This window comes from Nocardioides daejeonensis (assembly GCF_003194585.1).
Taxonomy (GTDB): Bacteria; Actinomycetota; Actinomycetes; order Propionibacteriales; family Nocardioidaceae; genus Nocardioides; species Nocardioides daejeonensis.
In genome coordinates this window covers 153,664-176,435 of record NZ_QHKZ01000008.1, presented here as the reverse complement: position 1 = coordinate 176,435, position 22,772 = coordinate 153,664, and the positions used below count along the sequence as shown (strand labels likewise).

Genomic DNA, 22,772 nt, shown 5'->3' with positions numbered 1-22,772 from the left:
CGAACCCGAAGTCCAACGTGTCGTCCTTCGCACCATCGGTCGTGAGGTCACCGGACTTCGCCGACCCCGTGGAGGAGTCGGTCCCCGGCGTACCCTGCCCGGTCTTGGTCGGCACCAGGTCCTTCAACGCACCCGCCGAAGCAGACTCGTCGAGCGTCACCGTGTAGGACTGCCCCGCCGGCAGCACCGGCAGGTTGTCGAACGAGTAACGACCATCAGGACCCGTCGTGACCGGACCCACCGGCTTGCCGTTCACATCCGTGACCGGCTTGCCATCCGGACCCGTCAGCACCAGCACCACACCAGCGATACCGGGCTCACCGGCATCCTGCACGCCATCGCCGTCCAGGTCCTTCCAGACCAGGTCGCCGACGGAGACCTTCGGGGTCGGCGGCACGACCGGCTCCGGGACGAACCCGAAGTCCAACGTGTCGTCCTTCGCACCATCGGTCGTGAGGTCACCGGACTTCGCCGACCCCGTGGAGGAGTCGGTCCCCGGCGTACCCTGCCCGGTCTTGGTCGGCACCAGGTCCTTCAACGCACCCGCCGAAGCAGACTCGTCGAGCGTCACCGTGTAGGACTGCCCCGCCGGCAGCACCGGCAGGTTGTCGAACGAGTAACGACCATCAGGACCCGTCGTGACCGGACCCACCGGCTTGCCGTTCACATCCGTGACCGGCTTGCCATCCGGACCCGTCAGCACCAGCACCACACCAGCGATACCGGGCTCACCGGCATCCTGCACGCCATCGCCGTCCAGGTCCTTCCAGACCAGGTCGCCGACGGAGACCTTCGGGGTCGGCGGCACGACCGGCTCCGGGACGAACCCGAAGTCCAACGTGTCGTCCTTCGCACCATCGGTCGTGAGGTTGCCCGACTCCGCCGTCCAGGTGGACGAGTCGGTGCCCGGTGTTCCCTGGCCGCTCTGGGTCGGAACCAGCCCCGCCAGCGCCGCCGCGGAGGCAGTGCGGTCGATGCTGACCGTGTAGTGCTGACCGGCAGGCAGCGACGGCAGGTGCTCGAACAGATAGGCACCGCTCGCACCGGTGGTCACCGGGCCGACCGGGGCACCGAAGACATCGGTCACCGGCTTGCCGTCGGGACCGGTCAGCACCAGCACCACACCAGCGATACCGGGCTCACCGGCATCCTGCACGCCGTCCTTGTTGGTGTCGCGCCACACGAGGTCACCGACCGAGACCTGGTCCCGGACGAAGCCGAAGTCCAAGGTCTCGTCACGGTCCCCGTGCTTGGTCAGGTCACCGGAGGCGGCCGAACCGGTCGACGAGTCCTGGTCACCCGCACCGACGTGCTCGAGCGTGGGGCTGAGCCCCGCCAACGAGCTGCCGGACTCGGCGTCGTAGATGCTGACCGTGTAGGACTCACCGGGCTTCAGGACCGGCAGGTTCTCGAAGGAGTAGTTGCCGTTCGCATCCGTGAGCACATAGTTGACCGGGTTGCCGTAGACATCGGTCACCGGGCCGTTGGGGCCGGAGATCGACAGTGCCACGCCCTCGATGCCGGGCTCACCCGCATCCTGACGTCCGTCGCGGTCGACGTCGAGCCAGACCTTGTCGCCGACGGACACGTGGGCCGGCACGAAGCCGAAGTCCAGCGTGAGGTCGCGCGAGCCGGGCTGGTCGAGGTCCCCGGAGACGGCCTTGTCGGTCGACGAGTCCTTGGCCGGGTCGGAACCCTGGCCGGGCTGCGTCGGCACCAGGTCCTTCAACGCGGCCGCCGAGGCGGTCGTGTCGACGGTGACCGTGTAGTGCTCGCCCTTCGGCAGGTTCGGCAGGTCCGAGAAGACGTACTTGCCGTCCGCGTCGGTCGTGAGCGGACCGACCGGGACGCCGTTGACGTCCGTCACCGACTTGCCGTCCGGACCGGTCAGCACCAGCACCACACCAGGGATCCCGGGCTCGCCCGGGTCCTGGATGCCGTCGCCGTCGAGATCGCGCCACACCAGGTTGCCGACGCTGGCCGACTTGGGCTGGAAGCCGAAGTCGAGCGTGCCGTCGTGGTCACCGGGCGCCGTGAGGTCCCCGGAGATCGCCTTCCAGGTCGACGAGTCGACCGCCGGGTCGTCGCCGGCACCGGCCTGCGTGGGCAGGTACGGCGCCAGTGCGGCCTGCGTGCCCGCATCGCTCTGGTCGATCAGCACGGCGTAGTGCTGACCCGCCGGGAGTGGCGGGAGCAACTCGAAGGAGTACCTGCCGTTGCCATCGGTCACGACCGGAGCGACCGGGTTGCCGTCCACGTCGGTGACCGGGTTGCCGTCGGGGCCGACCAGCTTGAGCTTGACACCCGGGATCCCGGGCTCGCCGGCCTCCTGGATGCCGTCCCCGTCCTTGTCGACCCACACGAAGTCACCGACCGACACGCTGCCCGGGACGAACCCGAAGTCCAGCGTCAGGTCCTTCGCGCCGTTGGCGCTCAGGTTGGCCTGCGACTCGGCGACCCACAGCGAGGAGTCGTTGGCGCCGTTGCCGCCGCCGTTCACCTTCGTCGGCACGAGGCCGGCAAGAGCGTCCTGGGTCGACTGCGCCTGACGGTCGATGGCGACCGTGTAGGACTGGCCGACCGGAAGCAGAGGCAGGTTCTCGAAGAGGTACTCGCCGTTGGCATCCGTCACCTGCGGCGTCACGATGTTGCCGTAGACGTCGCGCACCGGGTTGCCGTCCGGCCCGAGGATGCGCAGCACGACACCTTCGATGCCGGGCTCTCCGGCGTCCTGGGTGCCGTCGCGGTCCTTGTCGACCCAGACGAAGTCGCCCACCGAGACCGACTTCGGCACGAAGCCGAAGTCCAGCGTCATGTCGCTGTTCGTGACACCCGGGTTGCTCAGGTCCACCGAGTCGGCGGAGCTCGTCGAGGAGTCGTTGCCCGTGTTGCCCTGGCCCGTCTGGGTCGGGGCGTACGGCGTCAGCGTGCTCTGGCTGTTGTCGACCTTCACCGTGTACTTCTCGCCCGGGGGCAGGTTGGCGAAGACGTAGTGGCCGTTGGCGTCCGTGGTCACTTCCGGCGACATCGGATTGCCGTCGGCGTCGGTCGTGACGGGGTTGCCGTTCTTGTCCACGATCGTGAGCTTGACGCCCGGAATACCGGGCTCGCCCGGGTCCTGGACACCATCACCATCGGTGTCGAGCCACACCAGGTTGCCGACCGAGACCGGCTTCGGCTGGAAGCCGAAGTCGAGGCTCAGGTCGACCGCACCCGGAACGCTGAGGTCGGCGATGGAGCTCGCCTCATCGGTCTCCGAGTCGGTCTCCGGCGTCCCGGCGCCCGTGAGCGTCGGCCGGTAGGGCTTGAGCGCCTCGATGGTGTCGGCATCCGTCTGGACGATCTTCACGGTGTAGGACTCACCGGCGGCCAGCAGCGGCAGATTGGTGAAGAGGTAGTTACCGGCTGCGTCGGTCACCGTGGTCGAGCTCATCGCGTTTCCTTCGGCGTCCACCGTGACGGGGTTGCCGTCAGGACCGAAGATCTCGAGCTTGACGCCCTTGATGCCCGGCACGCCAGCGTCCTGGACGCCGTCACCGTCACTGTCGACCCACACCAGGTTGCCCACCGCGACGGGCCGCGGCACGAAGCCGAAGTCCAGCGTGGCATCCCGGTCGCCGTCGTTGACCAGGTCACCGGAGGTGGCCGTCCAGGTCGACGAGTCATGGGCCGGGTCGCTGCCGTCTCCCGGGGTCGTCGGGACGTACGGCGCCAGGGCCGCCTTGGTCGACGCCGCGTCCTGGTTGATGGTCACCGTGTAGTGCTGACCTGCGGGAAGCGGGGGCAGCATGTCGAAGGTGTACTTGCCGTGCTCGTCGGTCTTCACGGGGCCGACCGCATTGCCGTTGATGTCCTTCACCGGCTTGCCATCGGGACCCGTGAGCACCATCTCGACGCCCTCGATACCGGGCTCACCGGCGTCCTGGAGGCCGTCGCCGTCGGTGTCCACCCAGACGTAGTCGCCGACCGAGACCTGAGCCACCGGCCGCGGCTGGAAGCCGAAGTCGAGGCTGTGGTCGTCCTCGCCCCGGTTGCCGACGGTCACGGCGATCTCGGGGAATCCACCGACGTTCGTCGCATCGTTGTCGAGCTCGTCGTCGGCGCCCTGATCGGTGCCGGTCAGACGGAACTTCTGGCTGTCGAGCGGCTTGTCCGGTCCGTAGTTGGCCGGGTCGTCAAGTCGGATGAGGTAGTCCTTGCCGAACTCGATGCCGTCGTAGCGCGAGTCGAAGAAGTACTCGCCGCGGGCATTGGTGACGGCCTTGACGGGCACGTCGTTGCCCTTGTCGTCCTTCACCGTCACCGGAGTGCCGTCAGCGTGGTACAGGTTGACGGTGACGCCCTTGATGGGCTCCTCGCCGGCGTCCTGCACGCCGTTGCCGTCGGCGTCGAACCAGACCCGGTTGCCGATCTGGACCGGAGCGAGATCACACAGGACCTCCATGTCCGCCAGGCCCTGCCCCTTGCCGAAGTCGTCCGAGCCGGTCAGCCGGTTGCCGGACTGGCCACCACCGAGGGTGTCGACCTCGGCCGGGTCACCGCTGGCGCCGTTGCCGACGGTCTGCAGCGCACCACCGGTGCCGCGCGCGATCGAGGCGTAGCCCTGGGTGAAGATGCCGTTCGGGTCCATGATGTTGGTGGCCACGCCACGCTCACCACGGCTCAGCGCCAAGCCGCCGAAGGAAGCCTCGGCGTGAATGGTGCTGTCACCCTTGAAGAACTCGCCTGCCACCACTGTCGGCGATCCGGCGGTGACACCGCAGGCACCGTTCATGTCGAGCACGAACATGCCGGCGTCGTTCTTGCAGGCCTTGTTGATGTCGCCGGTGACGTTGTAGTTGACCTGGCCGACGCGGGTACCGCCCACGCCGGTGGTGTCAGCGAAGTACTGGGAGTTGATACCCGTCTGCTGGTCACCGGTCCGGTCGCGGAAGCCGACGATCAGGTCGCCGTTGTTCTCGATGACGATGTCGGTCATCCAGGCCTGCGGGTCAGGGATCTGGCCCGACTTGTTGCCACAGTCGATCCCCTTGTCGTTCCAAGGCCGGTAGGTCGTCGTCAGACGACCTGCGCAGCCGGCGCCACCGTTGCTCGAGCGGCGCACGTTCAGGGTCTGGTCCATGACGGTGCCGATGGGCGCGTAGGTGTCGGCGTCGAATGTCAGCACCATGGCCTTCATGTCGGCCGGGTCCTGCGTCGACTCGGCCGAGCAGACGCCGCCGACGTACAGGACGCCGTTGCGCTCGCCGAGAGCCGCGGGCCGCCAGTCGGAGGCCGCTGCGCAACCGGGGTTGGCCGAGAGGTCCACAACCGCCTTCGGCGCTCCCATGGTCGCGGCGTTCGCGTCGTAGACGTAGAGCTCGCGGGTGAAGAGGTTGATGACCTGGAGGTCGTTGCCGTCCTCACTCAGGTCGAGGTCGCCGAGGCTCTCCTTGCCGACCGCCGCGGCGAAGTTCCAGTCGGTCCGACCGCCGGGCAGCTCGTCGTACGTGTGCGTCGTCGTGCCCACGTTGGGCACGGTGCCCCAGACGGTCGGGGTCTCGCCGGCTGCACTGGTGACGTAGATGGCGCCGGGGCCACCCGGGCCGTAGTCGCTGCCGCGCTTGGCGAAGGCGCCCGCGAAGATCCTCTGATCCTCGGGCTTCTCGCCCTTCTGGACGCCGATGCCGTAGAGCGCACCCGTGTGGGACTTGTTGCCCAGCACCGTCTTGCCCACGTCGGTCCCTTCGGCGCGGTACGGCGCCGTCACGAGGGTGTCGTTGGTGGGGTTGTTGTTGGTCTTGCCGCCCGAGTTGAACATGGCCGGCTGGCAGGCGGTCACGATCAGTGGGTTGGAGTTGCAGTAGTCGCGGATGTCCCAGAAGGCCGTGGTGATCTCGACCGTCCGGTTGGCATCGACGGTGACGAACTCGTCGTTGGTCGAGAGCGCTTCGGCGGGACGGGCCGTCGTCGGGGTCGGCGCTCGCCAGGCCGGAGCGGGCTTGAGCACCGCCGGGTCGGGGTTGTCGACAGAGATCCGGTAGGACGTCGGCGGGCCGACGAGCGTGATCATGCCGTCGGCGTCCGTGGTCAGGGTCTGCGTCGCGCCGGCTGCGCTGGTGACGGTCACGGTCGTGCCGGCCAGGCCGGGCTCGATGAACGCGTCGTCCCAGGTCCCGTCGCCGTTGTAGTCCTGGACCACCCGGATCTTGAGCGTGCCGTCACCCGGCGCGGCAGCCGCAGGAGCAGCTGTCCCGATCGCGGTGAGGCCGGCTGCGGCCACCGCGAGCGCGGAGAGAGCAGAGGCCCACGTTGGGGTTCTCATCGAGTCACACCTCCCCTGCTGACTTCGAACTGGTCGGTTCGCACAGCGAACTCCTCTCTCCCCGGGACCGAGCCCGAGGCATCACCTGATGCCGAACGGGACAGAGCGGTCCCATTCCGGCCGCAGGTTAGGAATGTCCGGACGATCTCGTTCGGGGAATCGATCCCGGTCGACCCAAATGACCGCTGTTCGGGGGTCAGGCAGAGCTGCGGCTGTCCCCCAAAAGGGGTCAGGCCGGCCCAGAGCCGTTGTCGCGCAGGAATCCGTCCTGGCGAGCCAGGCGGTTGAGCTCCACCTTCGTGTGCGCGGGACGTCCGACCGCGGCGTACTTGGTCTTCACCCGGCTGATGTACTTCTTGGCCGTGCCGCGGCGTATCCCCAGACCGGCGGCCACCTCGTCGAGCGTGCCACCGGCGGCGTACAGCGCGAGCGCGCGCGCCTCCTGCTCGCTGAGCTCGGGACGGGCGGTCTGCGGCGCCAGCACCGCGTCGAGCTCCGGAGAGAGCCATCGACCATAGGCGAGCACGGCCCACATGGCGCCGACGATGTCGTTCTCGGAGTCGCGCTTGCCCACCACGCCGGTCACCCCGGCCTCGAGCACCGCGCGCACCTGCTCGGGCGAGTTCATCGCCGACAGCACCAGCACTCTCAGCCCCGCGCGGATGAGCGGTCGCAGGTCCACCGGGTTGACGCTCGGGCCCCGATCGACCTGCAGATCGAGCACCAGCAGATGGGGATGGCTGGCCAACGGCACCCGCTCGAGCCAGGCTCGGAACTGCGGGAAGGTCTCACCGTGCCACACCACCCGGATGCCGGCCTGCTGACCCAGTAGTGAGATCACGCCCTGGCGCTGGAGGAGATGGTCCTCGACAACGGCGACACGCCATCTGAACGAGGTGCCGTCACCGCTTCCTGGACCGGAGCCCACCGTCCCGCCTCTCCACCGAACACTGCCGTCGGCCGGAGGCTAGAAGGAAGCGACACGCCCACGTAGCCGGTTCACGCGGGGAGCAGGCGAATTGACCCCCGATCGGAGGTCCGTCGCTCCTGCCTCGCGGGACCGGCGCGTCCCTGCTCAAGCACGAGGTGCCCGTGCGGCGTACCTGCCGTGGAAAGACTGGAGCCTGGTGTGCGTAGCTACGGCCACCAGGTGCCCCCTTCCTCGCCCGGGCGGGGAAGGGAGTCAGGCCAGGTAGCCGTCGCGCTTGGCGACCGTGTTGAGGTCGATCTTGGTACGCACGGGTTCGCCGGCGGCGGCGTACTTGGCCTTGACCCGGCCGATGTACTTCTTGGCGGTGTCGGGCTGGACGCCGAGGGCTTGGGCGACGGCGTCCATGGTGAGGCCGGAGGCGTAGAGGGCGAGGGCCCGCTCCTCCTGGTCGCTGAGCACCGGACGGTTCGGGTCACCGGCGATGACGCTGGCGAGCTCGGGGGTGAGCCAGTGGCCGCCGCCGAGGACGGTCCAGATGGCGCCGACCAGATCGCTCTCCGAGTCCCGCTTGCCGACGACGCCACCCACGCCGGCGCGCAGCACCTGGCGGACCAGCTCGGGCGAGGCGAGTGCTGAGACCACGAGCACGCGGATCCCGGCAGCCGACAGGGCCCGGACGTCGTCGGGGTCCACGTTCGGCCCGCGGTCCACCTGGAGGTCGAGCACCACGAGGTGGGGGTGATTCGCCCGCGGCGCGTGTGCCAGCCAGTCGCGCAGGCGCAGCAACGACTCGCCGCTCCATACGGGGAGCAACCCCTGCTGTTCCCGGACGATCTCCTCGGTACGCCGCCGCTGCAGCAGGTGGTCCTCCACGATCGCCACCCGGCGTATGCCTCGGGTCTCGGTCCCGCCCACCGCGCTTCCAGGGATCATGCCGCCCTCGCTCCTACCTGTTCCCGCTCGAACATCAACTCGACAAAGTCCTGGTCGCCCAGGGTATGCACGCCTTGCGGTGCGCTCTGGAGATCCGTCAACCCCAGGAGGTGAGGGTGTGGCGCGACCAGCGTCAACCGCATTCCGGCTGGGTCATCGAAGAGGGTCATCGTCACGGACTGGCCGGTCGGGGCCGCTGCAACTGCCGCCAACAGCATCCGGCCGGCCCGATCCGCCTGTGCGAGGTTCAGGTCGCTCGAACCGGTACGTACGACGAGTTGCACGTCTCGCTCTCGAGCCAGGCTGAGCGCGCGCACCAACCACCGCCCCATCCTCACCAGGTCGGGGTCCAGCCGGACGAGCTGCCTCAGATGGAACTCCTCGTTGCCGCAGGCCCGTCGGACTGCGGGATCGTCAGGCTGTCGGGAGCCGGCGGCGATCTCCCGCAGGATGCTCAGCGAGCGGTGCAACCCCGCGGCACGCCATCGGGCGCGGGATTCGGCTGCCGAGCGCGTCACCGCCGCATCGACCTGCGCAAGGTGATTACGGCGCTGATCCGCGGCGGCCGCCGCGCCGATCCGGGCAAGCGCGACCTGAAAGCCGTACCAGCCCACCGGGAAGCCGACGGAGATGGCGCCAGCCATCATCACGATGGCCGCGGCCTGCCATGACTGACCTGCAACGAACAGGGCGGTACCGACGCTCGTGGCGGCCACCGCCATCCCGCCCGCAGCCAGCCCCCGTCGCCCCGCGAGTGCAACCAGGAGGACCAAGGGGCCGGTGGCACCCAACGCCTGCCAGCGAACCGGCGCCTCGAGACCGTATCCGACTGCCACGGCAGTGGCGAGAAACGCGGCTGCGCCGGCAACCGCCAACACTGCCGTCCCGGCCTTGCCCAACCGGCGCCCACGGCGCGTCGCAACCCACGCGAGGACACAGGAGAACGCGTCGATACCGACCATGGTGAACTCATGGGTGGGACGGCCGTGGTGGTTGCTGATCGCAAGCACAATTCCGACCAGGATGAGCCCCGTCGCCCAGAGCCACGCGGCCCCTCGCCGGACGCCGGCCATCACCGGCTCGATGCCGGGGAGCGGCATCACCCCGCCGTCCCCCTCCTCCGGGCCGGCCGGTGCATGGAGGATCCGCACCGCGGTCCCCTTCCCAGGTGCCGTTCGGATGTCGACCGCCAAACCGGCAGCACTCGCGCGCCCCAGCACCGACAACGCCAATCCCCGCCCGGGCGGGACCTGTCCGTCGAAGCCGCGGCCTTGGTCACGCACGGTGACGACGAGTCTGGCGTCCGTGCGGCCTACGTCGACCGTCACCCGGTCTGCGCCCGAGTGCTTCGCAGCGTTCTGCACAAGCTCGGCGACGATGCCGCCCAGGGCCCGCGACGCCTCAGGCCCCTGGGCCGCCAGATAGGAGTCGAGCTCGACTTGAGACAGCCCAGTACGGACGACGGTGATCCCTGGCTGCTGCAGCAGGTTCTCCCAGGCCACCGGCGGTTGGCCTCCTTGGCTCAGGATGCCCACGGCCTCGATGTCGCGCGCGCACCGCGCACGCACCTCGGCCGGGTTGCTCAAGGCGGCTCCGCCGCTGGCAATGGCACCGAGAGTATTGATCACCGTGTCGTGCAGCGTTCGAGCATCCTCGGCAGCTTCGCGACTGGCTGCACGCGTCGCGGCCAGCAAGCGTTCCTCCCGTTCGGCCGCCTCGGCCGCAGCATCCGCCTGCCGGACGTAGCCCCAGAGCACCCCGTAGCCCAAGCGGACCACCACGGCTACCGAGAGTCCCGTGACCGCGAACGACATGGGGACCTCGGCGAACTGCCGCTCCGGACGTGTCACCAGCATGGCTACCGGAGTGAGCAGAGATCCGACGACGGGGACGAGGAAGGCGCGCCGACCCCGTACGAGTACCCCGCTGGACGCATTCACCAGGATGACCATCCAGCAGGCTGCGAACAGCAGTGGCGACTCCAGTGTTGGCGCTGCCCACCAGTCGATGACGAAGCAGGGGTAGCTGATGGCGACCAAGACCACCAGGGGGAGCTTCTCGCGCAGCACTCCGGCCGCGACAACGGCGAGTACGCCGTGGGCGATCAACACGAGGACGGTCCGAAGGGTCTCGGCGCCGGCCATCGCGCCGGCGGCGATCATGAGGAACTGACTGCCGAGAAGCACCCGGATGGCGACACGGTCAATGGCTCTGTCCAGCGCCCTCGAGGCCCATCCGCTTGCCCCGCGCCGTGGGTCCTCCACGAGTCGCCGAAGAACCGTCGCACTCAGGCTGCGCATCATGCTGCCTGCTCCTGAGCAGGCTCGAACATCAACTCGACAAAGTCCTGGTCCCCCAACGTGTGGACGGCTCCCGGCGCCTCCGGGAGCGGTTGCTGGAGCTGCAGTAGATGTGGATGAGGCGCGACGAGAGTCAAACGCATGCCGTCGGCGCCCTCGAAGAGGGTCACGGTGAGGCTCTCCCCCGCCGGTGTCGCCTGCACCGCTGCCAGCAGCAGCCGACCGGCACGGTCCGCCGACTCGGTGTCCAGGTCCCTCGAACCGGTGCGTACGACGAGATGAACGTCGCGCTGCCGGGCAAGGCTGAGCGCACGCACCAGCCACAGACCCATCCGCACCAGGTCCGGATCCAGCCGGATCAGCTGTCGCAGATGGAACTCCTCCTCACCGCATGCCTGTCGGACCTGGGGGTCCGTGGGCTCGCGGACGCCACCGGCCATCTCGCGCAGAAGCTCCAGGGAGCGATGCAGTCCTGCGGCGCGCCACCGGGCTCGAGACTCGGCGGCGGCCCGGGTGATCGCCGCGTCGATCTGGGCAAGATGGCGGCGGCGCTGGTCGGCGGCGGCGCGGGCGCCGATGCGCGCCACGGTGACGTGGAAGCGGAACCAGCCCCAGGGGAACCAGACCGCGACCGCAGCAGCGAGCAGCACGATCGCGGCAGCCGCCCGGGACTCCGGAGCCACGTACGCCGCAGCGGCTCCTGCGGTGACGACCACGGCAAGGCTGCCGGTCAGCAGTCCGCGGCGCCCGGCAAGGGCGATCAGCAAGACAAGTGGTCCGGTGGCTCCCAGCGCCTGCCACCGGACCGGGGCGCTCTGCCCCAGGCCGACGGCCGCGGCACTCGCCAGGAACGCGAGGCCCGCCAGGATCGCGAGCAGACAGACGCCCCACCAGGGCAGGCGGCGTCCGCCACGGGTGCTCCGCCAGGCGATCAGACAGGCCAGAGCATCGATCGCGACCATCGTGTACTCGTGGTTGAGCTCACCGTGGTGATTGCTGACCGCCAGGACGACGCCGACGGCGATCAGGCCGACCGACCACAGCCAGGCCGCGCGGCGTCGTACCGACGACATCACCCGAGCGAAGTCCGGCGTGGAGAGGGACCAGCCCGCGGCGTTCCTCCGAGCGGCGTCGGCGTGGCGCTGGGCGATAGTGACGCGTGTGCCGTCTCCAGGCCGGGTGACGAGCTCGACCTCGAGTCCCGTCGCAGCGGCGCGAGCCAGGACGGACTCGGCCAGTCCGCGTCCGGCCGGAGCCTGGCCATCGAACCCGCGACCGTCGTCGCTCACCGCCACCGTCAGCCCCGGCACCGCCAAGCGCACATCGACCGTCACCTCGTCGGCACCGGAGTGCTTGGCGGCGTTCTGCACCAGCTCCGCCACCATGCCGATCCAAGCGCGCGATACGTCAGCAGGCAGCAGCTCCAGGTGCTGCTCCACGACCTCGTCGGCTTCTCCCGTGCGCAGGACGGTGATAGCCGGATGACGTACGGCGTCCGCCCACGCGGTCCGATGCGTTCCTCCGGTCTCGAGCACGCCTGCCACGGTCACGTCGCGCGCACAGCGGGCCCGCACCTCGCTGACGTCACGCACCGACGCTCCGCCGTTGGCGATGGCGCCCAGCGTGTTGATGACGGTGTCGTGCAGCATCCGTGCGTCCTCCGCGGCCTCTCGGCTCGCCGCCCGCGCCTCGGCAAGCGCGCGCTCCTCCCGCTCTGCCGCCTCCGCCTCGCCGTCCGCCTCGTGCAGATAGCTCCAGAGCGCGCCGAAGCCCAGCCGCACGACGACCGCGATCGACACCGTGGTGACGAAGACCGAGAGAGGCAGCTCCGCGATCGGGCGCTCCGGACGGCTCAGCACCATCGCCAGCGGGACGAGCAACGCTGCGCCGAGCGGGAGGAGAAAGGCACGGCGCCCACGGAGCGCCAGACCGGCCGCGCCGTGGTTCAGGTTCATCATCCAACAGGCAGCGAAGAGGAGGGGCGTCGCGACGGAGGGGCTCGCCCACCAGTCGAGGACGAAGACCGGGTAGACGGCCACGATCGCTGCCTCCAACGGAGCCGTACGACGCAGCGCCAGCACCAGGAGGAGGGCGACCGAGCCGTGGGCCGCGACCAACAGCGCCCGGCGCACGGGATCGTCCAGCGCGAGACTCGTCGCCACCATGGGGACCTGCCAGACGAGCATGCCGATCGCGACCACCCGCTCGACCGCGCTCTCCAGGGCGGTGCCGGCCCACCCCGTGTGACCGCCGCGCGGATCCTCGAGAAGGCGCCGCGGCAGGCCCTGGCGATCCACCGCGCGTCCTCCTTCCCCGCACCCGTCCGGAGACGCAGTCGGCTTCTTTGCTCGCCGCTCATCGTAGGGCGGGCGCCGGAGAAAAGGGGCCGTCCAGCCCAAAAGGCTCATGCGCACCGACCGATCCGACACGCTGCCGCCTCCCTTCGCAGGGCAGGAATTGGTCGATGATCGAGAGGAGCGATAGCCTCCACTGAATCACTTATCACTATCAATTCACTGCACTAAGGAGACGGGTAGGTGCCCGACATCTTCACCACGGCCGCGCTTGCCGTGCTCGCGGTCTCCTTCGGCGTGGGCATCGTGGTCGGGCTGACCGGGATGGGCGGCGGAGCACTGATGACGCCGGCGCTGATCTTCCTCGGCATCAACCCGACCGCCGCGGTCGCCAACGACCTGGTCTCCGCCTCCATCACCAAGAGCGTCGGCGCTGGAGTGCACTGGAAGCACGGCTCCCCGAACCTCAAGCTCGCGGGCCTCCTCATCATGGGCTCGGTGCCGTTCGCGTTCGCCGGCGCGTTCATCATCGACCACTTCGGCGCCGCGCAGGAGCAGGAGGAGTTCGTCAAGCACGCGATCGGCGTAGCGCTGCTGTTCACGGCGGCTACGTACACGCTGCGCATGTATCTGCAGCTGCGCATGGTGACCAGCGGGAACGAAGCACCCAGCGACAAGGTCGTGATCCACCCCTTCCCCACCCTCGTCGTCGGCATGGTCGGCGGGCTGCTCGTCGGCGTGACCTCCGTCGGTTCCGGCTCCCTGATCATGGTCGCGCTGCTGCTGCTCTACCCGACCCTCTCCGCGGTGAAGCTGGTCGGCACCGACCTGGTGCAGGCGGTCCCCCTGGTGCTGGCCGCGGCGATCGGGCACGTGATCGTCAGCGGCGTCGACTGGGAGGTGCTGATCCCCCTGGTGATCGGCGGCATCCCAGGCACCTTCCTCGGCGCACGGATGGCCCACTGGGTCAGCCAGTCGGTGATCCGACGCGGGATCGTGATCGTGCTCTCCCTGACCGGCCTCAAGCTCCTCGGAGTGAGTCCTGAGGCAGTGGGGATGATCGGCGCCGCCATGCTGCTGCTTGGCCCCCTGGTGTGGGGATTCGTCCGGCAGACCCGCGGAGTTCCCGCCTTCGACAACAACAGCGGCGCCTGGCGCGTGCCACGCAGCGAGCGGAAGTAGCCGAGCACAGACCCTCGCCGACGTGGACCGAAGCAGTCGCCCGACCTGTCGGCGGATACCATGGCGGCTGCTGTCACGAGGAAGGTCCTGAAGAAACATGGCAGAGCCAGACACGGTAGCCACTCATGCCGACTACCAGCTGAGCCAGCTCGACCAGTTGGAAGCGGAGTCGATCCACATCTTCCGTGAGGTCGCAGCCGAGTTCGAGAAGCCGGTCCTGATGTTCTCCGGCGGCAAGGACTCCATCGTCATGCTGCGGCTGGCAGAGAAGGCGTTCTACCCGGCGAAGATCCCGTTCCCGATCATGCAGATCGACACGGGCCTGGACTTCCCCGAGGTCATCGAGACCCGCGACCGGTGGGTCAACCGGCTCGGCGTGAAGCTCGTGGTCGCCTCCATCGACGACGCGATCGCCAACGGCATCGTGGTCGACGACGGCAAGACGAGCCGCAACCGCCTGCAGATCGGCACCCTGCTCAACGCCATCGAGGAGAACGGCTTCACGGCCGCCTTCGGTGGCGGTCGTCGCGACGAGGAGAAGGCCCGCGCCAAGGAGCGCGTCTACTCCCACCGCGACGAGTTCGGTCAGTGGGACCCGAAGAACCAGCGCCCCGAGCTCTGGAGCCTCTACAACGGGCGCCTGCACGCCGGCGAGCACATGCGGATCTTCCCGATCTCCAACTGGACCGAGCTCGACGTGTGGGACTACATCCGACGCGAGGGCATCGAGATCCCGTCGATCTACTTCGCCCACCAGCGTCGCGTCTTCGAGCGCGACAACATGCTGATGACCGAGACGCCGCTCAACCCGATGCGTGAGGGTGAGGTCGCCTCCGAGCGCACCGTCCGCTTCCGTACGTGCGGCGACATCACCCTCACCGGGTGTGTGGAATCAACGGCGGCAACGCTCGACGAGATCATCGACGAGATCTCCATGGCCCGCCTGACCGAGCGTGGCGCCACGCGCGGCGACGACCGGTTCTCCGAGGCTGCCATGGAGGACCGCAAGAAGGAGGGCTACTTCTGATGGCCACCCCAGCTACCGACGCTGCCAAGAAGCCCATGGACCTGCTCCGCTTCGCCACCGCGGGCAGCGTGGACGACGGCAAGTCGACCCTCATCGGCCGACTCCTCTATGACTCGAAGTCGATCTTCGAGGACCAGATCGAGGCCGTGGAGCGCACCTCGGAGTCGCGTGGAGACGACTACGTCGACCTCTCGCTGCTGACCGACGGTCTGCGGAGCGAGCGCGAGCAGGGCATCACCATCGACGTCGCCTACCGCTACTTCGCGACGCCGACGCGCAAGTTCATCATCGCCGACACGCCCGGCCACATCCAGTACACGCGCAACATGGTCACCGGCGCTTCCACCGCCGACCTCGGCCTGGTGCTCGTCGACGCCCGCAACGGGCTGACCGAGCAGTCGCGCCGCCACGCGGTGCTGCTCTCCCTGCTGCGTGTGCCGCACCTGGTGCTCTGCGTCAACAAGATGGACCTGGTCGGCTACGACCAGGAGATCTTCAAGAAGATCCACGCCGAGTTCACCTCGTTCGCCACCAAGCTCAACATCCCCGACCTGCAGATCATCCCGATCTCGGCCCTGGCCGGTGACAACGTGGTGAACCGCAGCGAGAACATGGACTGGTACGAGGGCCCGAGCCTGATGCACCACCTCGAGCACGTCCACGTTGCCTCCGACCGCGACATGATCGACGTCCGTTTCCCGGTGCAGTACGTCGTCCGCCCCAAGTCCGATGAGCACCACGACTACCGTGGCTACGCCGGCCGGGTCGCCGGTGGCGTGCTCAAGAAGGGCGACGAGGTCGTCGTCCTCCCCTCGGGGATGACCTCCAAGATCGCCGGCATCGACCTCTTCGACACCGAGGTCGACCAGGCGTTCCCGCCCATGTCGGTGACAGTGCGCCTCGAGGACGACGTCGACGTCTCGCGCGGCGACATGATCGCGCGCGTCAACAACGCACCGACGCCGACCCAGGACATCGACGCCATGGTCTGCTGGATGACGACTGCGCCGCTCAAGCCGCGGCAGAAGCTCGCCATCAAGCACACCACCCGTACCGGCCGGGTCCTGGTCAAGGACATCCAGTACCGCCTGGACATCAACACGCTGCACCGTGACCAGGAGGCCGGCGAACTCGGGCTCAACGAGATCGGTCGCGTCCAGCTGCGGGTGACCGTGCCGCTGCTGGCCGATCCCTACTCGAAGAACCGCACCACCGGCTCGTTCATCCTGATCGACGAGGCGACCGGCGTGACCGTCGGTGCTGGCATGATCAACGGCTGATCGCCGAGACCGCACGACGAGGGGCCCCGACTCTGTCGAGGCCCCTCGTCGCGTTCCGCGGGTGGGATCAGGCCGACTCGTCCTGACGGCCGTAGTCGTCCTCGAGGCGGCAGATGTCGTCCTCGCCGGTGTAGGCACCGTGCTGCACCTCGATGATCACGAGCTCCTCCGCATGCTCGTTGGTGATCCGGTGCGCGGCGCCGGTAGGCACGTCGATCGACTCCCCTGGACCGACCACGATCGTCTTGCCATCCACCACGCAGGTGGCGATGCCGAAGATCACCACCCAGTGCTCGGAACGGTGCCGGTGGGTCTGGTAGCTGAGCCGCTGCCCGGACTTCACATGGATCCGCTTGACCTTGTAGCCCTGGCTCTCGTCAAGCACGTGCCACGAGCCCCAGGGGCGGGTGGCGGAGTCAAGCGTCATCGGTCGATCCACTCCGTCTGATCCGGTCGTACAACAGGACAGGTGCACTGTAGCCGGGCGAGCACGCCGGTGGGCCGTCTTCGCCGACCTTCCCCACACCGGAGAGTTTCCGCCCCACCCCGGAGGGCAGCCGCGACCGGATCCTCGACTTCTCGACCGCCGTCACGGGAGCGCTGTTCTTCGTTCCTACGATCGGCTTCCTGGAAGAGCCGCCGGACGCCGCACCCTGACGGTTCAGCGGATCGCCGGTCCCGCAGCGATCCACCAGCGCGCCGCGTCGCGCTGCCATGCCGGTCCGGTCCCCGTGGCAAGCAGACGCAGGCCGGGCGACGCGGTCATACCCAGCGCGCCGACCCACGTATGTCCCAGCGCACTCTCCGGGCCGGGCGTCATGGCTCGCAGGAGCTGGTCGGTGACCGGGTCGGGCGCGATCTGAGCCAGTGCCCGCACGAGGGCACTGCGCACCCGCTGGTCCGGATCCTCCAACAGGCCATGGATCCGCAGTCGATGCGACTCGTGCGCCAGGTGCACGACGAGCCTGGCGGCGCGCTGGCGCAGCAACGCCGGCCCCGTCCCGTCGGCCAGCAGGTCGAGCAGTCCGTCGGCCGTCGCCCGACCATAAGGGGAGGCCGACAGCACATGCCCGGAGAGATAGCGACGCTCGGCGCTCCGCCGCGACAACGCGGCCCCGACCAAGGAGGTGACCCCACCGCTGCCTGGACGCACGGTGACCAGCCCCTGCGCGCGCACCTGATCACAGACCAACGTCGTCGCGACCTCCACCTGGTCGGCAGCGACGTCGTACGGTCCCACGGCCGCGGCCTCGGGCAGCGCCCGTGCCAGGGCCAGGCCGAGTCCCGCAGGCAGGGCCTGGACGAGCTCGGCCATCTCCTGCACGACGACCGTCCGGTTCCGTCGCCACCAGGTCAGCACGATCACACTGAGCCGGTCCCGCCGCTCCGCCGAGAGCGCGCCACGTTCGAGCAGCTGTGCACAGATCCACGCCGGATGGTTCAGCTCTTCCGGGCTGGCGGCGCGCTCCAGGGAGTCCAGAAGCAGATCATGGGCAGCCGGGTCGGGGAGGTCCACCAGCAGGCCGACCGCCTCGGAGGCCACCGGAGACCCGGGGACCCCTACGTGTTCGCGGACCAGCCGCAGCATCGGCGTGGCCAGCCACGGCGCACGCGCCAGCAAGATCGCAGCCGTTCGCTGGGTCCGGTAGTGCTGTCGGACACCGCGCGGCAGCGCCAGGAGGAGCTGGCGGAGAAGCTCTTCGCTCTGCTCCAGCGTCCACAACGGCGCCGGAGCGGTGTACGCCGACCAGCCGAGGCGCAGCCAGTCGTGCGCGCTCGCCTCCCCCGCCAGACCGCGAGCAGCCACCACCGCGATGTCGTCCCCGGTCGCGACACTCACCAGCCCGCTCGGTCGCTTCGCAGCGGGGTCGCCGACGGCAAGCCGCAGGTAGTCGGCGAGCGAGGCAAGATGGCCTCGCGGCAGCCCGTGGACGGCCTCGGCACGACGCAGGTCGGCACCGGTCGGCGGCAGTTCCTCGGGCAGCGAGCCGACCGTGGTCACGCCGTTGCGTGACCAGGCTGCGACCAGCCAGGCCAGCCACGACTCCCACGGCGGGTCGTCGACCTCCCCCGGCAGGACTCCGAGAGATGGGGCGTCCATCCGTGCAGCCTGGCGAGTCGGTCAGCCGCGCGGACGACCGGGCCGGACGTGCAGGCCCACCTCAGGATCCACGACGACCTCCTGGGCGGCCGCGATGCCGTCGACGCTGAGCGCCGCATCCACCGGGACGTTGCGCTTGATCAAGGCCAGTCCGATCGGACCCAGTTCGTGGTGCCGTGCCGACGAGCCGACGAAGCCGACCGTCCGCCCATCGTGAGCGATCTCGGCGCCACGGGCTGGAAGCCTGTTCTCCGAGCCGTCGAGGTGCAGGAGCACCAACCGGCGAGGCGGGCGACCGAGCGTGTGCACCCGCGCCACCGTCTCCTGGCCGCGGTAGCAGCCCTTGTCGAGATGCACCGCGCTGCCGATCCAGCCGACCTCGTTGGGGATCGTGCGGTGATCGGTGTCGATCCCGAACCGGGCCTCGCCGCGGGCGATGCGCAGGGCCTCGAAGGCCCACGTGCCAGCCGCTGGGCCGGCCGCCTCGGCGTACGCCGCCAGGCGGTCCCGCGGCACGAACTCGTAGCCGTCGAAGGGGCCACCCCCGCGCTTGGCCGGTCGCCAGGCGGTCGCCAACTCGGCGGTGACCTCCTCGATCTCCACCTGCATCATGAACCGCATCCGGCTCAGGAAGTCGACCAGCCCAGCTCCCGCGCCGGGTTCGAGGTGCCCCACGAAAGCCTCGCCGTCGTCGGAGCCGAACACGGCGTGCTCGACGTGCCCTTGAGGGCTGAGGATGAGGAACCCGGTCGGCGCACCGGCGGCGAGGACGTCACGGTGCTGGGTGGAGAGGTTGTGCAGCAGGTCGAGCCGGTCGGGTCCGGAGATCCGCACCACGTCGCGATGTGAGAGGTCGACGAACCCCTCGCCGCCCTCCAGCGCCCGCTGCTCCAGGTTGAACGATCCGTAGTGGCCGGCCACGTCGGAGTCGGGGGCGTCGCCGGCGACAGCGCCAGGCAGGTCAAGAAGCGGGCTCCTCATTGCTCCAGCGTACGTCGCTCGTGGGTGTGCTCTCCCGCGTGCTCGGGGCAGGAGACGCAGGCCCCGAAGACCGTGAGGTGGCCGACGTCGGGCACGAACCCGTATTCGCGCCCCAAGCCCTCCACCAGCGGCACCAGCAGCACGGGATCCACCGAGTCGACCCGGCCGCAGTTGCGACAGATCAGGTGGAAGTGCTCGTGGTCGGAGATGGAGTGATAGGTCGGCGACCGGTCGCTCAGATGCGCATGCCGGACCAGGCCGAGCTCCTCGAGCACCTCCAGGTTGCGATAGACGGTCGAGAGGTTGACGGCTGCCGACTCCTTGCGGACCTCGGCATGCACCTCGTCCGGCGTGGCGTGCCCAAGCCGGTCGACGGCCCGGAGGATCAGCTCACGCTGCGGCGTCATCCTGCGGCCGCTGCGGTGCAGCCGGTCGGCGAACTCGGTCACGGCATCTGACTCCTCACTCCGTCTCGCTACTGTCGCTTGAGCCGCGCCCACAGGTGCGGCTGCAGCGCCTGGCCCATCGCGGCCATGTCGTAGGCATAGAGCAGATCGCCCTCGACGTAGCCGTAGAGCCGGTGCCCGGCCGTGACCTCCTTGGCGGACTCGGTGCGCACCACCGCGTCGGTGGCTACCTCCATCTTGGCCTCACCGGCCGTGCCGTACCAGATCTCGGCGAAGCCGCTGGAGTGCGTCAGCAGCATCTCGACCTTGCCCTCAGGACGGCAGCGCAGGAAACCCGTCTCGATCGCAGCATCGCGGACCTTGGCGCCCTCGGCGTCCACGATCCAGGATCGGGCCATGTAGTGGAAGAATGGTCGGCCGTCGTGGGCGAAGATCAGCTCTTGGCCGAACTGGAAGCTCTCGATCGTCGGGTAGTCGCCATGCCCGTTGCCGCGCCAGGTGCCCAGCATCCAGGCGATCGGCGCGCAGTCGGGGTGGAGGTTGTCAGGGAGCTCGAACGGCATGGGCCCGAGTTTATCGAGATCACCCGTCGGCGTAGGTTTCTGTGTATGAGCCGAGCTCTCGTGGTGAAGGTGACCTGCGGTGCGGACGACGCCGAGCGGTGCAACCAGGCGTTCAACGTGGCGGCTCTCGCCGCGGCGTCCGGCGTCGAGGTGAGCCTCTGGCTCGCCGGCGAGGCGGCCTGGTTCGGCGTAGCGGGCAAGGCCGAGGAGTTCTCGCTCCCTCTGGCGACCCCGCTGGCAGACCTGCGCGACACGGTGCTCGGCACCGGCACCGTGACGGTGTGCAGTCAGTGTGCGGAGCGGCGTGACATCGCTCCGGAGGAGCTGCTGCCCGGGGTCCGCATCGCGGGTGCCGCGGCGTTCGTCGAGGAGAGCCTGCGCGAGGGCGTCCAGGCGCTCGTCTACTGACGCGGCCCGCTGACGGCCCGGAGCCCGGCGAGCACGTCGGCGATCCGCAGCACGGACTCGTCGACCTGTTCGGCGACCGCGTCGAAGACCGCGGCGGAACGCCCGATCGGGTCCCGGACGTCGAGCTCCGGCACCGGCACGGTGCCGCGTAGTGCCGCAGCAGCCTCCACCACGGCCGCCAGCTCTCGCCGCGCCGGCGGCAGGTCGGGAAGCGCGGCCTCGGCGAGGGTGGCGAACTCCGTGATCGTGAAGGTCCGTGGCAACGCCCGCGGCGACTCTTCCAGGACCGTCGAACGGACCGAACGCGTCGCGGTCAGCACCACGTCGGAGAGCTGCACGACTGAGGGCGTGCACTGGTGGGCCAGGAAGCCGTCCGGTACGCCGCCACGCGCCTCCAGGGTGCGCGCCGCCTCCGGATGCATCGGGCGACCCACCATCGCGCGTACACCGGCCGAGCCCACCTCGTAGAGCTCGCCGACGTGCCGCTCGGTCAACCGCATCCGGAGCAGGCGCTCCGCGAGCGGCGACCGGCACACGTTGCCGATGCAGACGAAGAGAAGGGTGTGACGCACGCCCTCAGCCTAGAGATCGGCCGGGGCACGCTCACGGGTGGGCGGTATCGCCCGTACTCAGGCGGCTCCCTGGTGGCGCGCGGTGTTGAGCAGCGCGTGAGCAGCTGCGGGCGACATCGGCTCGCGCTGCGCAAGCCGCCCGAGGGTCACGGCCCGCTCGACCAGCTGACTGTTGCGCTCGACCGGCACGCCGCGGGCCAACGTCAGCACGTCCTCCATCCCGACCCGCAGGTGCCCGCCCTTCGCCAGCGCGGCGAAGGCGACCGGAAGCGTGCTTCTCCCGATGCCGGTGGCCGACCAGCTGGTGACCTCGGCAGGAAGAGCGGCGACGGCAGCGACCAGGGCGTCCGCCGTGCCCGGCATGCCGCCAGGCACACCCATCACCAGATCGACGTGCACGCGACCGCCATAGGGCAGGCCCTCCTGCGCAAGCAGCCTCGTCAGGGCCGCGACATGGCCGAGGTCGAAGAGCTCGAACTCGGGTACCACCTGCCGTTCACGGCTCAGTTGGTAGAGGTCGACGATGAACGGCCACGGGTTGGCGAAGACGTCGTCACCGAAGTTCGTGGTGCCCATCGTCAGGGAGCAGGAGTCGGGGGCTGCCTCCAGCACGTGCAGCCGCTCGGCCAGCGGGTCGTGCACCGAGCCTCCCGTCGACAACTGCACGACCAGGTCCGTCTCGGCGCGCAGCGCGACCACCGTCTCCGCCAGCCGGGCCGGCTCCAGTGTCGGCCGGTGCGCGTCGTCGCGGATGTGCACGTGCACCATCGCCGCGCCCGCCTCCTGCGACTCGCGGGCCGCCGTGACCAGCTCGGCCAGCGTGGTCGGCAGCTGCGGGCACGCCTCCTTGGTCGTCTCGGCGCCGGTCGGGGCAACGGTGATGAGGAGCTCTCCCATCCTCGGATGGTGGCAGACTGTGGCCGACCGCGGCTAGGCCGTGTTGGTCAACGCACGGCGTTTACCAACACGGTCTAGGGCCGCGAGGGAGGTGGAACGAATGCGCGCGGTGCTGCAGCGGGTCTCGGAGGCCTCGGTCACCGTCGAGGGGCGCACCATCGCGTCCATCGGGCCGGGCCTCGTGGTGCTTCTCGGCGTCACGCACACCGACGGTCCCGCACAGGTGCGGTGGCTGGCTCGCAAGGTGCGTGACGTACGCATCCTCCGCGAGGAGCGCTCGGTCGGGGACGTCGGGGCGCCGGTGCTGGTGGTCAGCCAGTTCACGCTCTACGGCGACGCCCGCAAGGGACGGCGACCCACCTGGCAGGCAGCAGCGCCCGGGCCCGTCAGCGAGCCCCTCTACGAGGCGTTCTGTGCCGAGCTGACCGCGCTGGGCGTCACCGTGGAACGCGGAATCTTCGGCGCCGACATGTCTGTCGCCCTGGTGAACGACGGGCCGACTACGCTCCTCCTGGAGGCAGCCGAGGCGGAGCGGACGGGATAACCAACGCATCGCCGCATCGTTGACTCCGCGGCCAACGATTTTCGACTC

General features: G+C 69.3%; 17 protein-coding genes and 1 pseudogene. 6 read left to right on the top strand and 12 right to left on the bottom strand.

The window, feature by feature from the left end; all coding sequences use genetic code 11:
- The 5 genes from DNK54_RS18765 to DNK54_RS18745 form a co-directional block, all read right to left on the bottom strand.
- Nucleotides 1-6,304: SdrD B-like domain-containing protein (locus tag DNK54_RS18765; protein ID WP_275426280.1), on the bottom strand; the 6,304-nt coding region annotated here is incomplete at its 3' end.
- 229 nt (nt 6,305-6,533) lie between these two features.
- Nucleotides 6,534-7,145, bottom strand: coding sequence for a helix-turn-helix domain-containing protein (locus DNK54_RS18760; RefSeq protein WP_162602549.1), 612 nt, complete (start codon nt 7,143-7,145; stop codon nt 6,534-6,536).
- 342 nt (nt 7,146-7,487) lie between these two features.
- Nucleotides 7,488-8,168 carry a response regulator transcription factor gene (locus tag DNK54_RS18755; RefSeq protein ID WP_110208530.1) on the bottom strand — a complete coding sequence of 227 codons (681 nt, stop codon included), beginning with the start codon at nt 8,166-8,168 and terminating at the stop codon, nt 7,488-7,490.
- Entirely contained in the window at nt 8,165-10,471 is a 2,307-nt protein-coding gene (locus DNK54_RS18750; protein ID WP_110208529.1) for an ATP-binding protein, read from the bottom strand. The genes DNK54_RS18755 and DNK54_RS18750 overlap by 4 nt, the downstream gene beginning before the upstream one ends.
- The gene (locus DNK54_RS18745) at nt 10,468-12,765 is read right to left on the bottom strand and encodes a sensor histidine kinase (protein WP_162602548.1); all 2,298 of its coding nucleotides are present in this window, start codon (nt 12,763-12,765) and stop codon (nt 10,468-10,470) included. Before DNK54_RS18745 ends, DNK54_RS18750 begins: the two co-directional genes overlap by 4 nt.
- A 240-nt stretch (nt 12,766-13,005) precedes the next feature.
- On the opposite strand from DNK54_RS18745, the gene DNK54_RS18740 reads away from it, so the two are divergent.
- The 3 genes from DNK54_RS18740 (at nt 13,006) to DNK54_RS18730 (ending at nt 16,251) form a co-directional block, all read left to right on the top strand.
- The gene (locus DNK54_RS18740) at nt 13,006-13,944 is read left to right on the top strand and encodes a sulfite exporter TauE/SafE family protein (RefSeq protein WP_110208527.1); all 939 of its coding nucleotides are present in this window, start codon (nt 13,006-13,008) and stop codon (nt 13,942-13,944) included.
- Between the two features lie 97 nt (nt 13,945-14,041).
- Nucleotides 14,042-14,971 (top strand): sulfate adenylyltransferase subunit CysD, encoded by a 930-nt coding sequence (cysD, locus tag DNK54_RS18735; RefSeq protein WP_110208526.1) that lies wholly within the window; start codon nt 14,042-14,044, stop codon nt 14,969-14,971.
- Nucleotides 14,971-16,251: a sulfate adenylyltransferase subunit 1 gene (locus DNK54_RS18730; RefSeq protein ID WP_110208525.1), complete on the top strand. Its 1,281-nt coding sequence runs from the start codon at nt 14,971-14,973 to the stop codon at nt 16,249-16,251. Before cysD ends, DNK54_RS18730 begins: the two co-directional genes overlap by 1 nt.
- Before the next feature lie 67 nt (nt 16,252-16,318).
- On the opposite strand, the gene DNK54_RS18725 is transcribed toward DNK54_RS18730, so the two are convergent.
- Nucleotides 16,319-16,678 carry a phosphomannose isomerase type II C-terminal cupin domain gene (locus DNK54_RS18725; RefSeq protein ID WP_110208524.1) on the bottom strand — a complete coding sequence of 120 codons (360 nt, stop codon included), beginning with the start codon at nt 16,676-16,678 and terminating at the stop codon, nt 16,319-16,321.
- A 128-nt stretch (nt 16,679-16,806) separates the two neighbouring features.
- Here DNK54_RS18725 and DNK54_RS21810 point away from each other — a divergent pair.
- Nucleotides 16,807-16,908, top strand: a pseudogene (locus tag DNK54_RS21810) (hypothetical protein); the annotation flags it as partial.
- Nucleotides 16,909-16,912: 4 nt separating this feature from the next.
- Here DNK54_RS21810 and DNK54_RS21175 read toward each other — a convergent pair.
- Genes DNK54_RS21175 through DNK54_RS18695 form a run of 4 tightly spaced genes read right to left on the bottom strand, consistent with a single transcriptional unit; the run spans nt 16,913 to nt 20,303 of the window.
- A complete protein-coding gene (locus tag DNK54_RS21175; protein WP_162602547.1) occupies nt 16,913-18,352 on the bottom strand; it encodes a HEAT repeat domain-containing protein in 1,440 nt (479 codons plus the stop codon).
- 21 nt (nt 18,353-18,373) lie between these two features.
- Nucleotides 18,374-19,333 (bottom strand): CAF17-like 4Fe-4S cluster assembly/insertion protein YgfZ, encoded by a 960-nt coding sequence (gene ygfZ / locus DNK54_RS18705; protein ID WP_110208521.1) that lies wholly within the window; start codon nt 19,331-19,333, stop codon nt 18,374-18,376.
- On the bottom strand, nt 19,330-19,782 hold the full coding sequence (locus DNK54_RS18700; protein WP_239460182.1) for a Fur family transcriptional regulator: 453 nt from the start codon (nt 19,780-19,782) through the stop codon (nt 19,330-19,332). Before DNK54_RS18700 ends, ygfZ begins: the two co-directional genes overlap by 4 nt.
- Nucleotides 19,783-19,808: 26 nt before the next feature.
- Nucleotides 19,809-20,303 carry a heme-binding beta-barrel domain-containing protein gene (locus DNK54_RS18695; protein WP_110208520.1) on the bottom strand — a complete coding sequence of 165 codons (495 nt, stop codon included), beginning with the start codon at nt 20,301-20,303 and terminating at the stop codon, nt 19,809-19,811.
- 45 nt (nt 20,304-20,348) lie between these two features.
- Here DNK54_RS18695 and DNK54_RS18690 point away from each other — a divergent pair, with 45 nt between their 5' ends.
- The gene (locus DNK54_RS18690; RefSeq protein ID WP_110208519.1) at nt 20,349-20,711 is read left to right on the top strand and encodes a DsrE family protein; all 363 of its coding nucleotides are present in this window, start codon (nt 20,349-20,351) and stop codon (nt 20,709-20,711) included.
- On the opposite strand, the gene DNK54_RS18685 is transcribed toward DNK54_RS18690, so the two are convergent.
- Together DNK54_RS18685 and DNK54_RS18680 are read right to left on the bottom strand one after the other, a co-directional pair.
- On the bottom strand, nt 20,705-21,283 hold the full coding sequence (locus DNK54_RS18685) for an arsenate reductase/protein-tyrosine-phosphatase family protein (RefSeq protein WP_110208518.1): 579 nt from the start codon (nt 21,281-21,283) through the stop codon (nt 20,705-20,707). The genes DNK54_RS18690 and DNK54_RS18685 overlap by 7 nt on opposite strands.
- Nucleotides 21,284-21,340: 57 nt before the next feature.
- Nucleotides 21,341-22,180 (bottom strand): beta-keto acid cleavage family enzyme, encoded by an 840-nt coding sequence (locus tag DNK54_RS18680; RefSeq protein WP_110208517.1) that lies wholly within the window; start codon nt 22,178-22,180, stop codon nt 21,341-21,343.
- A 100-nt stretch (nt 22,181-22,280) separates the two neighbouring features.
- Between DNK54_RS18680 and dtd the strand changes: the two genes are divergently transcribed.
- Entirely contained in the window at nt 22,281-22,724 is a 444-nt protein-coding gene (gene dtd, locus DNK54_RS18675; protein WP_110208516.1) for a D-aminoacyl-tRNA deacylase, read from the top strand.
- The last annotated feature ends 48 nt before the right edge of the window (nt 22,725-22,772 follow it).

What these genes read in the sequence shown, in the direction of transcription:
- DNK54_RS18755 (WP_110208530.1), bottom strand. Translation starts at nt 8,168, where the DNA reads ATGATCCCTGGAAGCGCGGTGGGCGGGACCGAGACCCGAGGCATACGC.
- DNK54_RS18750 (WP_110208529.1), bottom strand. Translation starts at nt 10,471, where the DNA reads ATGATGCGCAGCCTGAGTGCGACGGTTCTTCGGCGACTCGTGGAGGAC.
- cysD (WP_110208526.1), top strand. Translation starts at nt 14,042, where the DNA reads ATGGCAGAGCCAGACACGGTAGCCACTCATGCCGACTACCAGCTGAGC.
- DNK54_RS18730 (WP_110208525.1), top strand. Translation starts at nt 14,971, where the DNA reads ATGGCCACCCCAGCTACCGACGCTGCCAAGAAGCCCATGGACCTGCTC.
- DNK54_RS18725 (WP_110208524.1), bottom strand. Translation starts at nt 16,678, where the DNA reads ATGACGCTTGACTCCGCCACCCGCCCCTGGGGCTCGTGGCACGTGCTT.
- DNK54_RS21175 (WP_162602547.1), bottom strand. Translation starts at nt 18,352, where the DNA reads ATGGACGCCCCATCTCTCGGAGTCCTGCCGGGGGAGGTCGACGACCCG.
- ygfZ (WP_110208521.1), bottom strand. Translation starts at nt 19,333, where the DNA reads ATGAGGAGCCCGCTTCTTGACCTGCCTGGCGCTGTCGCCGGCGACGCC.
- DNK54_RS18695 (WP_110208520.1), bottom strand. Translation starts at nt 20,303, where the DNA reads ATGCCGTTCGAGCTCCCTGACAACCTCCACCCCGACTGCGCGCCGATC.
- DNK54_RS18690 (WP_110208519.1), top strand. Translation starts at nt 20,349, where the DNA reads ATGAGCCGAGCTCTCGTGGTGAAGGTGACCTGCGGTGCGGACGACGCC.
- DNK54_RS18680 (WP_110208517.1), bottom strand. Translation starts at nt 22,180, where the DNA reads ATGGGAGAGCTCCTCATCACCGTTGCCCCGACCGGCGCCGAGACGACC.
- dtd (WP_110208516.1), top strand. Translation starts at nt 22,281, where the DNA reads ATGCGCGCGGTGCTGCAGCGGGTCTCGGAGGCCTCGGTCACCGTCGAG.